Here is a 14,855-nt window from a genome sequence, read left to right as displayed (position 1 = left end):
CAGTTCTCAGCGCAGCTCAGGCATGCACTCGGACACGCTTGCGTGCGGGCGGGGAATGACCAGTGCGCTGACCACTTCGCCAATGCGGGAAGCAGCGGTCTGGCCTGCCTCAACAGCAGCCTTCACAGCGCCAACGTCGCCCTGCACGAACACGGTAACAAGGCCTGCGCCGATCTTCTCCTGACCCACCAGAGAGACATCTGCGCTCTTCAGCATGGCATCGGCCGCCTCGATGGAAGCGGTCAGGCCGTTGGTCTCGATCATGCCCAGAGCGGCATCCAGCGGCACCTGCTCGCCTGCGGGCAGGCCGGACTTGCCGGTCGCAGGGCCCTTGGCAGGCATGATGCGGGCCAGATCTGCGTGGGGGCGTGCAATGACGTTGACGCAGAACAGCTCACCCACGCGGGAAGCAGCCTCTTCGCCAGCCTCGGTAGCAGCCTTGACAGCGCCCACCTCGCCGGTAACGATCACGGTGGTCAGACCGGCACCGATGGTGTCGGAACCAATGAACTCAACGTCAGCAGCCTTCAGCATTGCATCGGTAGCGTCGATGTTGCCAACCAGACCCTTCGTCTCGATAAAACCCAGAGCTTTCATAAGTTGTTCCTCCTGTCAGAACACTGAAAAAATTGTATGTGATGGTTTCGTCCTTCAAAAACTCAGATGATGCGCAGCCCGCCCTCGGCCAGCATGCAGCGGCGGCGGCGGCAGAAGCTCTTTGCGCAGGTGATGCCCTCGCCGGTGGGGCCGGCAATGGTCATGGTGCAGTGGCCCTCGCCGCCAATGCCAACACCGGCCTTGGTGGCGCTGTTCTTTACGTAGATGGTGGTCTCAATGACCCGGGCAAAGCGGGTCATGTGGTCCACATCCTTGGAGAAGATGGAAGCAGTGTGGCGGTTGCCGTGCTCGGCCACCACGGCATCTTCCACAGCCTGTTCAAAGCTCTGGCAGCGCACGATGGGCAGCACCGGCATCATCTGCTCCACCAGAACGAACGGATGGTCGGCAGGCACCTCGCAGATGGCAAGGCGGCAAGTATCCGGCACATGCACGCCGATGGTCTCCAGAATGCGGGCGGCATCCTTGCCCACCCACTTTTTGTTCACCTCGTGGCCGCCGCCCTTCTTGGGCTGCAGCACGATGTTCACCAGCTGTTCGGTCTGGGCCTTGTTCAGCAGGTAGGCACCCTGCTTCTGCAGCTCGTGCAGCAGGCCGTCGTAGGCGGTGTTCACGGCGAACACTTCCTTCTCTGCAAAGCAGAGGATGTTGTTATCGAACGAAGCGCCCTCGTAGATCTTGCGGCCTGCCAGCTCGATGTCTGCGGTCTCGTCCACGATGACGGGCGGGTTGCCTGCACCGGCACCGATGCACTTTTTGCCGCTGCGCAGCAGGGCGTTCACCATGCCCATGCCGCCGGTGCCTGCCATCAGGCGGATCTTGGGGTTTGCGGCCATCTTGTCCACATTCTCCATGGTCGGCTCACGGGTCATGGTAATGAGGTTTGCAGGGCCGCCCGCCTCGATGATGGCGGTATTCAGCGCCTGCAGGCAGTCGGCAGACACCCGCTTTGCGCGGGGGTGCACGTTGAACACCACGGTGTTGCCGCCTGCGATCATGCTGATGGTGTTGTTAATGATGGTCTCGGTAGGGTTGGTGGTGGGGGTGATGGAGCAGATCACACCAAAGGGTGCGTACTCTTCCAGCATCAGGCCCGCGTCACCGCTCTTGGCTTCGGTGGTCAGGCATTCGGGGCCGGGGGTCTTGTTGATGACGGCCAGATGTTTTTCCACCTTGTCCTCATAGCGGCCCATGCCGGTCTCTTCCACGATCTTGTGGCACCACTCCTCCACATGTGCGCGGGCACAGCGGCGGATGGCTTCAATGATGCGCTGGCGGTCCTCGATCTTGTAGTTTGCCGCCCAGTCGCGCTGGGCTTTCCATGCAGCTTCCACTGCATCGTCTACGTTCTCGAACACGCCGCGGTCGCCTGCTGCACCGCCGGGTGCAGCGGTATAGGCTGCAGGGGCGGCGCTTGTCTGTGCACCGCCCATACCGGCAAGCACCTGCTTGACGATCGCTTCAATTTCCTGCGAACTGATATCCATGGTTTTCGTTCCTTTCCGTAAAGGTCATATCCGTTGGATCAAACGAAACTTTTTGTTATTGAAAGCTCTTCAGCGTCCGGCGGATGACCTCGGCCATTGCGGCATCGCGGGCATTTGCGGACTTCGGTGCGGCCGGGGCCGCTTCCATTGCAGGGACTGCCGCAGGCTGTGCGGCAGGCACCGGGGCAGGGGCAGGAGCCGCCTGCTGTTTGGGCAGGGTGGGCAGCGCCATGCCCGGCTGGATCAGCCCGGTAACGCCCGGCAGGCTCACCGGCTGGGCAGGCTGTGCGGCGGGTACTGCCATTGCCACAGGCTGTGCAGCGGGCTGAGCCATGGGCTGCACGGCAGGTGCGCCGCACTTGCTGCAGCCGGTGCAGTGACCGCCGCAGCTGCCGCATTTGGAGCAGCCTGCGCAGCCCAGCTTTGCGGTGACGGCTGCGTAGTAATCCAGTGCTTCCACCAGATGGGCCGCATCTGCCGGGGTCTTGCCCCAGGTCAGGCAGCCGTCATTTTCCAGCAGAACAGCCTTATCGGTGCGGCACAACAGGCTGACAGCCTGTGCCTGTGCGTCCACGTTCTGGGCGGGCAGCAGCTGCACCCGTCCCAGCGCCCGCACTGCGGGGCTGAACGCTGCAGGCTGCACGGTCTGGCCCTGCATCCCCATCACAGCCGCGCAGGCCGGATAGGTGTGCATCACGCACTGGGCGTTCTCGTTTTCCTGATAGATCTTCAGATGGATGGGCAGGTCTTCGGGCAGGGGCTTGGGCTTTGCGCTGAGCATCGCCTTGCCATTCATATCCACGCGCACCAGCATATCCTGCGTGAGCGCGGCCTTGTCGGCACCGGCAACGGTCACCCACACGGCCTGCGGGCCGACACGGACGCTCATGCTGCCGTCACCGGCCACCAGCCAGCCCTTGGCTTCCAGCCGACGGGCCATTTCCATGATGGCTTTTTTTGCCTCAAAGTCTGAGAGGTAAGCAACGCCTTGAATCACCATACGTTTCTTTCCTCCTTTTTAACGGCGCAGCGGCGGGATCTTGAGCATGGCGCGCACCTCGTCGGGAGTCATGGGCATCATGCCCTTGGACTTTACGATGTCCGACACCTTTGCGATCAGCGCTGCGTTGTTGTCCACATGGACACCCGGCGCGATCATGTCCGAATCCTCAAAGCCGATGCGCACGGTGGAAGCGCCCATATCCAGCGCAGTCTTGACCATTTCCCAGTCCTCGCGGTGGGCCTGCGTGTAGCCCCACAGGTAGTCGCCATTGGGGAAGTTCTCTTCCAGCGCCTGGATCATGTGGCGCAGGGCCGGCACCGTGGCAGGCATCTCGCCGCCATGGCCGAACACCAGTGCAAACAGGATGGGTTTTACAAAGTGGAACTTGTCGTTCAGTTCCCGCACGGTGTTGATCATGCCCAGCTCAAAGACCTCGGTCTCCGGGATCTTCTTGTTGTCCATGATGGTCTTGACGCAGTACTCCACATCCTTGATGGGGTTCTGGTACACCGAGGTGCCCAGATTCACCGAGCCGACATTCAGGCTGTTGGCTTCCACCCAGAAGGGGTAGCAAGGCTGCACACGTTCCTCAATGGTCAGGTTGGACACGCCGCCGGTGGAGATCTCCACCACGATGTCGCACATCTCGCGGATGTAGGCCACCGTTTCTTCCAGCAGGCTCAGATCCGGGGTGAGGTTGCCGTTCAGGTCGCGGCAGTGCAGATGCACCATGGACGCGCCGTTTTTGTAGCACTCATACACATCCCGGGCAATGGCCCGCGGATTGATGAGAATGTCTGTGGCCGCAACGGGGGCCACGGAGATCATGATTTTTTTCATTGGATGAACACTCCTTGCATGTCGCATTGGAGAAGCTTAACACAGGATGCTAACGTTATTTTAGCACAAACATCCCATCTTGTAAACTCACAGTCCCCAGCCCGCCTTTTACGGCAGGCAGGAGGCCTGTATGCTTACTTCTTCCAGAAGATGTAGTGATCCTGCACTGTAGCGGCGATCTCGTCCACCTGCCTGCGCTCGATCACGCTGAGCAGCTGGCGGTGCAGCTCTACGAACCGCTCGATCTCCGCTTCGCCCTTGGCAAGCACCTTGCGGGTGGTCTCCAGACGGCTGGGCAGCGTCAGCCGGGTGATGTACTCGGTGATGGTGGCCAGCATGGGGTTCTGGGCCGCATTGGCGATCTGGGTGTGGAACCGGCTGTCCAGCTCCAGCACCTTATCCACCGAAGGCTCCGGCGAGTGCATTTCGGCAGAAAGCTCGCCGAAGGTGCGGTACAGGTCCGGCAGAAAGGATGCGATATCCTTGCGCTGAATGATAATATTCAGCGTACCGATATCAATTACGGAGCGCAGCTCCACAAATTCCTGCCAGCTGTTCTTCTGCAGGATGATGCTGTACAGCATCGGGTCCAGCATTTTCTGGTTGTAGTTTTCGCTCACAAAGGTGCCGTCGGCACGCTTGATGTACAGGATGCCGTAGGCCTGCAGCTTTTTCACAGCTTCCCGCACCGAGTTGCGGCCCGCGCCGAACTGCTTGCACAGTTCCATTTCGGTAGGCAGCTTGTCGCCCGGATGCAGGGTGCCGTCGATGATCTGGGAGATGATCCCATCCATGACCTGATCGACTACAGACTTTACCGCATTCTTCTGTTTTTCAGGATGTTCCATTGACATAGTTCCGCCTCCAAATCCGGTTTTGTGGATATTCGGGGTCGTTCAGCGTGGAACGTTCCGGGGCAGAAAGCCTCCAAACATCACACGTTGAATTTCCGCCACTATTTTACCATATCTGAAAAGCGGACGCAACGGTTACGCCATCAAATAGGTGGGCAGCAGGATCAGCTGGGGGAAGGCGACCATCAGCGCAATGCAGACGAAGGTAGCTGCAATAAACGGCACCAATGTGGGGAACACCTCGCCGACCGTAACATCCATCAGATCGCAGGCAACGTAAATACACATGCCCACCGGAGGAGTGACCAGACCAACACCGATGACCACGGTGATCAGGACGCTGAGCACGATGGGGTCGATGCCCACACCCAGAGCAATGGGATACAGGATGGGCATGAACAGGGTCAGCGTTGCGATGGACTCCATGAACATGGTGACGATGAAGAAGATCAGCAGGATCATGATGAGAATGACCGTGGGATTGGTGGAGAAGCCCAGCATGGTCTTGGCCACCCACTTATCAAAGCCCGCAGTGGTCAGCATGACGGTGTACAGCTTTGCAGCGCCGATAACGATGAAGATACGGCCGCTGGTGCGGACGGTCTCTGCAAAGGCAAACTTGATGTCCTCCCACTTGAGTTCGCGGTAGATGATGCCGCCGGCAAACAGACCGTAAACAACAGCGATCACGCCTGCCTCGGTGGGGCTGACGATGCCCATGGTGATGGTGCCCACGATGATGATGGGCATGAGCAGGGCGGGCCAGCTCTCCCACAGGCCATGCAGCACGGGGCCGATGGTGAAGTGGCCCGGCTCCTTGGGCACGCCTTCCTTCTTGGCCATGAAATAGCTGACGATCATCTGTGCCAGACCGCACAGGACACCGGGGATGATGCCGCCGAGGAACAGCTTACCGGTGGAAATGCCGCAGATACCGGCAATGACCACCATGGGGATGGACGGAGGAATGATGATGCCGATGGTGGAGGAAATGGCGGTAACGGCAACGGTAAAGTTCTTGGAGTAGCCCTTGCGCACCATTTCCGGCATGAACATACCGGAAACGCCTGCGGTATCGGCAACAGCGGAACCCGAGATGCCCGCAAAGATCATGCTGGAAAGCACGTTCACGTGAGCCAGACCGCCGTAGATGTGGCCGACAATGGAGTAGCAGAAGTCCATCAGGCGCTTGGAAATACCGCCCTTGGACATGGTGAAGCCGGCAAAGGTGTACAGAGGGATGGCCAGCAGTGCAAAGCTGTTCATGCCCTCAAACATGCGCTGGGCAATGGTGACGGTGCTGCCGCCGCCCAGGAACAGGATGCCGCCCATGGCGGACAGGCCCAGACTCATGGCGATGGGCACGCCCAGAAACAGCAGAACGAAGAATGAGATCAGCAGCCATGCGATCATTTGGATTTGCCCCCTTCCGGTTTTGCGGTCAGTTCAACGATCAGGTTGAGAACGGCGGACAGGATGCACAGCACACCGGCAATGGGGAAGATGGTGTACACCTGACCCATGGTGAACTGCGGCATGGTGGAAACGGCCTGCTTTGCGCGGGTGCACAGCTGGTAGCCGCCGTAGGTGACCATGACGTAGAACAGGATGATGAACACATCACGGATGATGACAACGATCTTTTTGCCCAGCGGGGTCTTACCGAGAACAGCGTCCACCACTTCCACGCGGAGGTTGGTGCCCATGGCGTTGATGCCGATGCAGGCAATGAGCATGGACCAGACGTTCAGATACTGGCTGCTCTCCATGTACCACTTGAAGCCGCCGATGCCGGGGATCAGGCGCAGCACAACGTTTGCGAACAGAATTACCATCATAGCTGCGCAGAGAATGGCGGAAATGAGGGTGGTGATCTTGTCCAGAGTGGTTTGCAGTTTTTTCACAGTACAAACTCCTTTTCAAGTGCGATTCAGATAAAATGCAAAGGGACGAAGGGCACGCCCCCTCGTCCCTTTGCTTCGGTTTTATTTCAAGGTTTTCTGGTCAGTGATCTCAGCGGGCTTCTTTCCATGCCTTCAGCTGATCCAGCAGGTCGCCGTAGGTATCAGCGTTGTCGGTCAGGACCTTTTCGGTCGCAGCTGCAAACGGAGCCAGTTCCGGGCTGTTGATCTTCATGCCCTTCTCTTCCAGAGCGGAGACCAGGTCGTTGGTCTGCTGCTCGTTCAGCTCACGGTCGTAATCGGCAGATGCCTTTGCAGCGTCGGAAACGATCTGCTGCTGGTCAGCGCTCAGCTTGTTCCAGCTGCTCTCGGCAATGGTAAAGCACATGCCGGAGTAGATGTGGTTGGTGATGCTCAGGTACTCCTGAACCTCGTAGAGGTTATTGTTGTAGATAACGGGGATGGGGTTTTCCTGTGCATCATAGGTCTTCTGCTGCAGAGCCTGATACAGTTCAGAGAAGCTCAGCGGCTGGGGGTTGGCACCCAGAGCGGTCATGGTAGCCATGATGACAGGGTTCTCGGGGGTGCGGATCAGCAGGCCGTTCATATCGGCAGGGCTGTTGATGGGGCCCTTGGAGTTGGTCACGCAGCGGAAACCGTTGCAGTAGTGGGCCAGCACACGCATATTCTGGCTCAGCAGACCTTCCTCGGCGGCAGCCTCGATGTCGCTGTCCATGAATGCCCATGCATCGTCGAAGGTCTCGAACTGGAACGGCAGTGCGGAAATGCCCATCTTTGCATCGTAGGTGGCAAAGTTGGAAGCGTCGGTGATGATGATATCCACCGTGCCGGAATCCAGAGCGATAGAGTTGATCAGGTCAGCATCGCCGCCCAGCTGGCCGGAGGGGTACAGCTGAACTTCCACAGCGCCGCCGGTCTTTTCGGCAACTTCTTCTGCAAACTGCTTAGCGCCCTTTGCACGGGGGTCTTCTTCGTTGGTGGAGAAGCCCAGCTTCAGGGTGACAGCCGAGCCGGAAGCGGCAGCGGAAGAACCGGTGGAAGCTGCAGTAGAGGCAGTGGAAGCAGCAGTGCTGGTGCCGGAGCCGCCGCAGGCAGCCAGACCCAGAGCAGCAGCGGAAATGCCAGCCACCTTCAGGAAGTCACGACGGGAAATCATCTTTTTCATAAGAATTCTCCTTCAAAAAAATATCTTCTCCTGAGCCGGTCTCGTGCTCCGGCTCTTGTTCCTTTTTTAAATGGTGCCCTTCTTTTCCAGCGCCTTTTTCAGCTCGGCTGCACCAAAGCGGGGGCTGCTGAGAACCACCTTGCCAAACTTATCGGCGATATACTGTTCGCAGTAGGCCATGCTGCCCTGTGCAAACACGATCACATCCACCTTGTCGGCAATGGTACCGGCCATCTCGGTCATGCGGGCCTTGAACTGGTCCTGATCCAGACCGAATGCACCGTCCACCAGACAGTCCACCAGCTCCACGTGTCTGTTGCACTCGCGGGCCATGCGCAGGATGGTGCCCTTGGTGGGTTCCAGAGTGGTGGGCAGGGTGGCCATAACGCCGATGCGCTGGCCCTTGCGGACGGCCTCGCGGCACATCTCCTCGTCCACGCGGACGATGGGCACACCAATGTACTTTGCCACATCCTGTACACTGTCGGCAACTTCGCCCACGCTGCTGCACAGGTTCAGCATGGCATCCACGCCTTCCTCAGCGGCCTTCATGTACATGCCGATCAGGCGTGCTGCCGGTGCAGTGGTCACATAGCCTGCCGCGCGGACATCTGCCAGAATGCTGGGGTCCTGCAGGCTGTACAGCTCCACATCATCGCCCAGCTGCTTTTTGACTTCCTGCTCCACCAGTTCGATCAGTTCCGGGGTGGTGCTGGTATAGATCAGACCTACCTTCATAACGGAAAAGCCTCCTTTTGTTTTTCGCGTTCTCGTGCCGGACAAGCCCGCAGCAAAGGTTCTTTGCTACATCCTACCTTTAGTTCAATCTCAACAGCTTGTCCGTCTTTACATCCTACCATTAGATTACTCTTCGGCCCGCAAAAAGTAAATTGGCGAATAGCCGATATTTCGGACCGGTTTTGGTCGTTCTGCACAAATGTGGGATGCAAGTGGTGAAAAATTCACTTCTTTCTAGACATCATCCCATCTTGCGGCGTATAATACCCTTAAAGAAAAAGACAGGGAAGGAGCCACCGGAACATGAATCCGTTTCAAAGTGATAACATCTGGAAAAAGAAGGCCCGTCAGGGCAAGGCGCAGCAGCATCCGCTCACGCCGCAGCAGGAGTGGCAAAAGCAGGTGAACAGCAGCAGCCTGTGGCTGGGCGGCGGCGTGGTGCTGCTGGCACTGTATTTGGCCGCTGTCCGCGCCGGCACCGTGGCGCTGGACGCAAGCGCCGTCGTGCTGATCGTGGTGGTGGGCTGCTTCTGCGTATACACTGCCGCATCCCTCGGCAGGCTGATGAAGAACAAGCCGGAGGAAAAGGCAGCAAAGAAGAAAAAGAAAGCCAAAAAAGAGTGATCGTTCCTTTAAAATGGCTCCGCGTGCGCTGCGCCATAAACAGCAGAATTATTATTTTTGTATATTGCAAAGCCGGAATGACTGCGGTCATTCCGGCTTTGCTTTTTCACGGGAAGGGGTCGTAACAGGTAGTGGCATTTGCTTCGCAACCCGGTCTGCGGCTCAAAAGTTCCACTGGGGCTTTCATGCCCTGCGGGCACCGCCGTCCTTTCTGGTTCTCTTTTGGCGCGCAAAAGAGAACGTATCCGGCGGCAATGCATTTTATAAAAGCCATACAAACCTGCCCCACACGAATACCCGCTGCACAAGAAGCAGCTTATCTTCGTAAAAAGCAAAACAGCCAGACCCGCGGAACTTGTCGGGGCAAGGCCCCTCCATCTTGCTCCCGCAAGAACGTTCTGCCGCTTGAAAGCCCCACTGGGGCTTTCATTGCTGCGCAACCGCGGTCTGGCTGTTTTGCAATCATTATAATTTTTCCGCTGAATATGCCCAGAGCGAAGCGGAGGGCATTCTAAATCATCAGAGTGTCAGCCCAGTAAAATTTCCACCGCTTCCCGCAGAGTGGGCACTTCGCCCACATTGCCCGGGAAGATGATGTACGGCGTGCCGGGGAACAGGCTTTCGGCACCGGTCTGCCATACCGGGATGCCCGGCCGGATCTGGCCCAGCACCTTGGCGCATTTTACGCGCAGGGCCTTCACGCCCACGTCGCTGCTGGTGATGCCGCCCTTTGCCACCACAAAAGTCGGGGAAGCGGTCAGCCTGCCCACGCAGCTTTGCAGTGCATCGCTGATGGCAACGCTGCGCACGAGGGCTGCTTCCGGGGTGTCGTCCGGCAGGGTGAGCACCACGCGCTTTGTGGACACGCAGCAGGTGATGCCCTTTGCGATCTGCTGTGAGCAGTGGGCCACGATGGCGGCTGCTTCCTTTTCCAGCTCGCCCGGCACCAGCACCTTGTCGCTGTCCATCTCAATAAACTCGATGCCATGTACTTTTTTCAGTTCTTCCAGCTGGGCAGTGGTCTTTTTGGTGTGGCTGCCCACCACGATGATGCCGCCTGCCTTGCTTTCCTGCGTGACCATCTTTTCCCGGGTGAGCAGCGGCTGGTCGGAAATATTGCCGATGGCCTTGACCAGTGCGGCCGCACTGCGGATGGTGAAGTGACGGCCCTTTGCCATGGCGCGGTACAGTGCCACTGCAAACACCTTCACATCGCAGTCCGCCACTGCATTCACGATCACATGGCCGTAATCGTGCACCGCCAGCAGCTGGGCCTCGATGCCGTCAAAGTCCATGGCGCGCAGGCTTTCCAGCGAGATGCAGGTCACGTCTCCTGCACGGACTTTGCCGCCGGTTTTTTCCTCAATGTATTCGCACAGGTTGCTGGCGTGGTAGCCAAAGGTCTCGTCCTTGGCAAATTCGGTCTGGCCGCAGGGCACAAGCTCTGCGCCGTAGCGCACATAATGCACGTTGTCCAGTGTAAAGCGTCCGCCCTCGCGGAAGTAGGGGCACAGGATGTCGCCATCCATTTTGTAACCGTTCTCAGCCTCCGTCACCTCGCGCAGCAGATCGGTCTCCAGCGGGTAGTGGCCGCGCAGGGTGGAGTCGCCGCGGCTGATGATAAGGTAGTCCATGCCGAACTCGCGGGCCACCTTGGCGGTGTTCTCCGCGATCTCGCGGTGGGCCTTGGTGGTCTCGGCCACGGTAAAGCCGCGGCTGTTGGTCAGAATAAAGAAGAGCTTTTCCGGCGCAGCAAAGCCCTTGCGCAGGCTTTCTACCGTCCAATCTGTATAAACATAAATATCATGTACCGTCTGTACGCCGGTAGGGTCGTCGTCCAGCACAATGATCTTGCGGTTGCTGGCGGCAGCTTCGGCGGCAAGGGCGGCGTTCAGTTTTTCCTCATCCACCTGTGGAAAACTGGCCAGAACATCGGCACTGCGGATCTGTTCCATCTGAAGCTCCTCCTTTATTCGTACAGCACCTGTGCGATCAGCACCAGCGGCTCGTCGCCCAGGCAGGCGATCTGGTGGGTGTCGCCGGGCATGGCGGCAATGATGTCGCCCTTCTCCAAGATCTGCTCCTCGCCGTTGATGATGTGGACAGCGCGGCCGGAGACGATGACCATGCTTTCCATCTCGTGCTCATGCGTGTGCCTGCCAATGGTCACGCCCGGTGCCAGCGTGTGGCGCACGTAGGCGCGGCCCTTGCCCAGCATTTCGGCAGGCGCATCCAGCAGGCGTTCCATCATCACGGTGCCCTCGCCGCCCATGCAATGGGGGATCGGAGTGGGTTTCATCTCAGAAGCTTTCTTATACAACATCCCATGTTCCACCTTTCAAGTCATCTGCAGCAGCATACGGCAGAGTGTTTTTAAACATCCTACCTTTCAAGTTAAGTCCATTATACATGAGCGCAAGCGGAATAGCAAGATTTTTTCCTGAAAAGCTGTTCAATTTTGTGCAATGCGTTTTGTGCAATCTGGCTGATACCCCGCCGTTCCTGCCCCGCAGGCACGCAGCCCACGGAAAGGGAAGCTTTTGTCTGATTCAATTTCGGGTGCATCTGACGGAAGTAGTACACCGCAGCATAACACTCCGCTTTCCTTTTTTCGGATCCCGAAATAAATTGGAACTCTGCACATGTTCAAGCTGCAGTTTTTGTGTTTTTTTCAGAGAATCCGTTTTTTGTTGCCGGAGCAGCGTTTCTTTTGTATAATGGCAGTGATGGAAGGCCGATGCCTTTTGCAGATTTTTGATCACGACGTTTCAAAAGCGAGGTGTACTGATTATGGAATGGGCAAAATTGCTGTCAACTGAAAAACTTTCTTCTGAACCTCCTGAGCCCGATTCGTTCAAGGAGTATCCCATCAATGCATTTGAAAAGGACTACAGCCGGATCGTTTCCAGCGCTGCATTCCGCAGGCTGCAGGATAAAACGCAGGTGTTTCCTCTGGATAAGAGTGATTTCATCCGAACCCGCCTGACGCACTCGATCGAAGTCTCCACGATCGCCCGGCAGCTTGGCATCATGATCTCCAAAAACACAACACAGTACAAGCCAACTGATATTGCCGTGCCGGAGGATGCCGAAGCCATCGCATCCGTCCTGCTCTGCGCCGGCCTTTTGCACGACCTCGGCAATCCGCCCTTCGGGCATTTCGGCGAGACCGTGATCGGTGACTGGTTCAAAGAGAACCTCGACCATGTAAAATACAAAGGACAGCCCCTTCGCAGCTGGTTATCCGAGCAGATGATCGCTGATCTGGAAAATTTTGAGGGCAATGCACAGGCGCTGCGGATCCTGCTGAAAGCAAAACACGGTTCCAGCCTCAATCTGTCCAAAGCGATCATCAGCACGCTGGTAAAATACCCCACCGACTCCTGCTCCGTTGATAAAGACAGTGCGGATATCCGAAAGCACAAACTCGGCTTCTTCGCTGCAGAACAGGAGACTTTTGAGCAGATCTCGGAAGCGGTTGGGACCGCCACTCCCGACAAAGGCATCGTGCGCCATCCGCTGACCTACCTGCTGGAAGCAGCCGACGACATTGCATACTCTACTGCCGATCTGGAAGATGCCTTTAAAAAGGGCCTGTTCACCCTTGACCAGTTCATTGAATATTACACAAATTCTTATGACCATTCAAAGATCGTTTCCCACAGAAGCCCTGAGTACTTCTCCGATGAGCAGATCCAAGAGCTTTCCAAGCAGCGCGGTGCAGACCACACCCCAGAAAACGACAGCGCTGCATTTAAAAAATGGCTCACCCAAACGCGTCAGTGGCTGATGTATGTAGCCATCTACCGTTTTTCCTGCAAATATAAAGAGATCATGGCCGGGACCTACTGCGGTGATCTGTTTGAAGGAACCAATCACGCCATCACCATTGACATTCTGAAAGGGGCCATGCGGAAATTTGCCTTCGATACGCCCGGTATCCTGAAACTGGAGCTGTCCGGACAGGTCATTCTCGATTTTCTGCTGGATCATTTTGTTCCCGCCGTGCTGTACTATGACTCTGCATACTGCACCGACGGACAGGCACCTTCCAAGGCCGACAAAAAGCTTCTCGCCATCTTCTCCGGCAATTACAAGCAGGATTACCAAAACACCCGAACCGGCACGGAATCTTTTGACTTGTACCTCCGGCTTCTGATGGTCACCGACTATATCAGCGGCATGACAGATTCCTATGCCCGCACGCTGTACCGCGAGCTTAGCGGTATTGAATAACGCTGCCCTGTTCAAATCCCACGTGCCCGGTTCGTCTGCCGCTTATGGGCTACGGCATGATCGTTCAAAAACTGCTGATACATCACTCTGGAAGCCTCGCACAACTTCAAATCAGGTGCCAGCTTTTTTACGAAGACACTGCTTGCGAATGCGAACGCTTTTCGAATTGCAAAATGATTTTTCGGTTGCTATACTGGGCTTATCGAAAATTTTCGGGAGGATGCTGCAATGACCGCACATACAATGCAACTCAGGAACAGACCTTGCCGCATTTACGGCGAAGCTCATGCAAAATACCTGCTGCTCCAAATGACCGGCGAACACGAGCTGCAAAGCATGGAAAGCGAGGTTGCCGCTATTGCACAGAGTGCGCACCACTTTTTGTTTGCAGCCATTCCAGCGAAAAGCTGGAACAATGAACTGTCCCCGTGGGAAGCTCCTGCGGTGTGGGGCAAAGAAAGTTTCGGCGGCAATGCAGCGGATACCCTGCGCTTTCTGACGGAGCAGGTGATCCCCACTCTGAAAAAGCAGTTTGCACTGCCGGGAAACGTCCGGATCATTCTGGGCGGCTACTCGCTGGCCGGGCTGTTTGCATTGTGGGCATCCACCCAGACTGATCTGTTCTATGGTATCGCCGCCGCCTCGCCCTCTGTTTGGTTTCCGGGATGGATGGAGTTTGAACAGCAGCACCCGATGCAGGCACAGTGCATTTACCTGAGCCTTGGCGACAAGGAAGAGCATACGAAAAACGCTGTCATGGCTGCGGTAGGTGATAACATCCGCACCCTGCACAGCCGGCTTATAGAGCGTGGCACAGACTGCACGCTTGAATGGAACAGCGGCGGGCATTTCAAGGATACCGACCTGCGCACGGCAAGGGCGTTTCGATGGGTGATGGAGGATATTCGATGAATGTTTTGATTGATGCGGATGGCTGTCCCGTGGTTGATCTGACTTTGCAGATTGCAAAGCAGTTCGGCATCCCGGTCATTATCCTGTGTGATACCTCGCACCAGATCGAACGTGAGGGGGCGCAGACGTTGGTATTCGACAAGGGTGCTGACAGTGTGGACTTTGCGCTGGTCAACCGAGTAAAGCCGGGAGATATTGTCGTAACACAGGACTATGGGCTGGCGAGTATGTGCCTTGCCCGGTGTGCCAGAGTGCTGAATCAGAACGGCTTGGAGTACACTGCTGACAACATGGATGCCCTCATGCTGCGGCGGTACGAAAACAAAAAGCTCCTTCGTGCCGGCAAGCACCCGAAAGGGAGTGCAAAGCGGACGAAGGAGCAGGACATGAAGTTTTCAGAAACACTGAAAAAGATTTTGAATTGCAAACATTGATTGATTTTCATACATATCACCG

The 14,855-nt window shown here is 56.9% G+C and carries 15 protein-coding genes; 4 read left to right on the top strand and 11 right to left on the bottom strand.

The genetic code is table 11. From position 1 onward, the window contains the following. Positions 1-6 precede the first annotated feature (6 nt). The 9 genes from DXA66_RS14755 to DXA66_RS06010 all read right to left on the bottom strand — a co-directional run bounded on the left by DXA66_RS14755 (position 7) and on the right by DXA66_RS06010 (position 8,627). Positions 7-597, bottom strand: coding sequence for a BMC domain-containing protein (locus tag DXA66_RS14755; RefSeq protein ID WP_005939592.1), 591 nt, complete (start codon positions 595-597; stop codon positions 7-9). 62 nt (positions 598-659) lie between these two features. Continuing rightward, positions 660-2,105, bottom strand: coding sequence for an aldehyde dehydrogenase family protein (locus tag DXA66_RS06045; protein WP_097781116.1), 1,446 nt, complete (start codon positions 2,103-2,105; stop codon positions 660-662). Positions 2,106-2,160: 55 nt separating this feature from the next. Further along, on the bottom strand, positions 2,161-3,105 hold the full coding sequence (locus DXA66_RS06040; RefSeq protein WP_097776876.1) for a class II aldolase/adducin family protein: 945 nt from the start codon (positions 3,103-3,105) through the stop codon (positions 2,161-2,163). 18 nt (positions 3,106-3,123) lie between these two features. Next, positions 3,124-3,948 carry a 3-keto-5-aminohexanoate cleavage protein gene (locus tag DXA66_RS06035; protein WP_118527543.1) on the bottom strand — a complete coding sequence of 275 codons (825 nt, stop codon included), beginning with the start codon at positions 3,946-3,948 and terminating at the stop codon, positions 3,124-3,126. Positions 3,949-4,082: 134 nt separating this feature from the next. Continuing rightward, positions 4,083-4,802, bottom strand: coding sequence for a FadR/GntR family transcriptional regulator (locus DXA66_RS06030; protein ID WP_118527541.1), 720 nt, complete (start codon positions 4,800-4,802; stop codon positions 4,083-4,085). 135 nt (positions 4,803-4,937) lie between these two features. Beyond that, positions 4,938-6,215 (bottom strand): TRAP transporter large permease, encoded by a 1,278-nt coding sequence (locus DXA66_RS06025; protein WP_097776874.1) that lies wholly within the window; start codon positions 6,213-6,215, stop codon positions 4,938-4,940. Then, positions 6,212-6,706: a TRAP transporter small permease gene (locus tag DXA66_RS06020; RefSeq protein WP_118527539.1), complete on the bottom strand. Its 495-nt coding sequence runs from the start codon at positions 6,704-6,706 to the stop codon at positions 6,212-6,214. The genes DXA66_RS06025 and DXA66_RS06020 overlap by 4 nt, the downstream gene beginning before the upstream one ends. Before the next feature lie 109 nt (positions 6,707-6,815). Continuing rightward, entirely contained in the window at positions 6,816-7,889 is a 1,074-nt protein-coding gene (locus tag DXA66_RS06015) for a TRAP transporter substrate-binding protein (protein WP_118527537.1), read from the bottom strand. Positions 7,890-7,955: 66 nt separating this feature from the next. Continuing rightward, positions 7,956-8,627, bottom strand: a complete 672-nt coding sequence (locus DXA66_RS06010; RefSeq protein WP_118527535.1) for an aspartate/glutamate racemase family protein — start codon at positions 8,625-8,627, stop codon at positions 7,956-7,958. Between the two features lie 303 nt (positions 8,628-8,930). Between DXA66_RS06010 and DXA66_RS06005 the strand changes: the two genes are divergently transcribed. Beyond that, entirely contained in the window at positions 8,931-9,251 is a 321-nt protein-coding gene (locus DXA66_RS06005) for a hypothetical protein (RefSeq protein WP_097774523.1), read from the top strand. A gap of 527 nt (positions 9,252-9,778) precedes the next feature. On the opposite strand, the gene DXA66_RS05995 is transcribed toward DXA66_RS06005, so the two are convergent. Both DXA66_RS05995 and DXA66_RS05990 read right to left on the bottom strand, forming a co-directional pair. Beyond that, a complete protein-coding gene (locus tag DXA66_RS05995) occupies positions 9,779-11,206 on the bottom strand; it encodes a four-carbon acid sugar kinase family protein (RefSeq protein ID WP_118527531.1) in 1,428 nt (475 codons plus the stop codon). A gap of 14 nt (positions 11,207-11,220) precedes the next feature. After that, positions 11,221-11,574, bottom strand: coding sequence for a cupin domain-containing protein (locus tag DXA66_RS05990; RefSeq protein WP_097774654.1), 354 nt, complete (start codon positions 11,572-11,574; stop codon positions 11,221-11,223). A gap of 467 nt (positions 11,575-12,041) precedes the next feature. Here DXA66_RS05990 and DXA66_RS05985 point away from each other — a divergent pair, with 467 nt between their 5' ends. The 3 genes from DXA66_RS05985 (at position 12,042) to DXA66_RS05970 (ending at position 14,833) form a co-directional block, all read left to right on the top strand. After that, complete coding sequence (locus DXA66_RS05985) at positions 12,042-13,487, top strand: deoxyguanosinetriphosphate triphosphohydrolase (RefSeq protein ID WP_118527529.1); 1,446 nt, start codon at positions 12,042-12,044, stop codon at positions 13,485-13,487. 243 nt (positions 13,488-13,730) lie between these two features. Further along, positions 13,731-14,399, top strand: a complete 669-nt coding sequence (locus DXA66_RS05975; RefSeq protein ID WP_118527789.1) for an alpha/beta hydrolase — start codon at positions 13,731-13,733, stop codon at positions 14,397-14,399. Next, on the top strand, positions 14,396-14,833 hold the full coding sequence (locus DXA66_RS05970) for a DUF188 domain-containing protein (protein WP_118527527.1): 438 nt from the start codon (positions 14,396-14,398) through the stop codon (positions 14,831-14,833). The genes DXA66_RS05975 and DXA66_RS05970 overlap by 4 nt, the downstream gene beginning before the upstream one ends. Positions 14,834-14,855: the final 22 nt, after the last annotated feature.

This window comes from Faecalibacterium sp. OF03-6AC (genome assembly GCF_003478175.1).
Lineage (GTDB): Bacteria > Bacillota > Clostridia > Oscillospirales > Ruminococcaceae > Faecalibacterium > Faecalibacterium taiwanense.
The sequence above is the reverse complement of the archived record's forward strand: the minus strand, read 5'-3'. Positions and strand labels throughout refer to the sequence as shown.